Source organism: Micromonospora sp. CPCC 205554 (assembly GCF_036902745.1).
Lineage (GTDB): Bacteria > Actinomycetota > Actinomycetes > Mycobacteriales > Micromonosporaceae > Micromonospora > Micromonospora tulbaghiae.
In genome coordinates this window covers 1-955 of sequence record NZ_JBAKHP010000069.1, presented here as the reverse complement: position 1 = coordinate 955, position 955 = coordinate 1, and the positions used below count along the sequence as shown (strand labels likewise).

The 955-nt window shown below is 66.0% G+C and carries 1 protein-coding gene; it reads left to right on the top strand.

What is annotated here, in order from left to right:
* The coding region (locus V6U82_RS31500; protein ID WP_334467654.1) for an FG-GAP repeat domain-containing protein at nt 1–955 on the top strand (955 nt) is incomplete at its 5' end.

Below are 955 nucleotides of genomic sequence, written 5' to 3'. Positions count from 1 at the left end.
CCGCTATTTCGGTGGTTCGCCGACGGATTTCACCGGTGACGGCCGGGATGACGTGGTCGCGTTCACCCACGGTTCGCTGGCCGACGCGTATGTGGCCACGTCGACGGGTTCGTCGTTCGCGGGGACGTCGGTGAAGTGGCACGACTGGTTCGCCCTGTCCGGAGAGACCCCCCTGACCGGAGACGTCAACGGCGACGGACGCGACGACGCGATCGTGTTCACCCACGGCACCACCGCCGACGTCCACGTCGCCCTGTCCACCGGCACATCCTTCGCCGCATCCGCGAAATGGCACGACTGGTTCGCCCCCGGCACCGAAGTCCCCGCCGTCGGCGACGTCAACGGCGACGGCCGCGACGACATCATCACCTTCACCCACGACACCAACGCCGACGTCTACGTCGCCCTGTCCACCGGTTCGTCGTTCTCGGGCACCGCCGTGAAATGGCACGACTACTTCTCCATCGCCGGGGAGTTCCCCGCCCTCGGCGACGTCAACGGCGACGGCCGCGACGACATCATCACCTTCACCCAAGGCCCCGCCACCGCCGCCGACGTCATCGTCGCCCTGTCCACCGGCACCAGCTTCGGGGCACCACAGAAATGGCACGACCTGTTCGCCGTCGGCACCGAACAACCCCGCGTCGGCGACATCAACGGCGACGGCAAGGATGACATCGTCACCTTCACCTGCAACACCGACGCCGACGTCTACGCCGCCACCTCCACCGGCACCACCTTCACCGGCACCACGATCAAGTGGCACGACTTCTTCTGCCTACCCGGCGAATTCCCCTACCTCGCCGACGCCAACGGCGACGGCAAAGACGACCTCATCGTCTTCACCAAGAACACCACCAACGACATCTACGTCGCCCTGTCCACCGGCACCACCTTCGCCCCCAGCACCAAATGGCACGACTACTTCGGCCTCACCAGCGAAACCACACTCTGA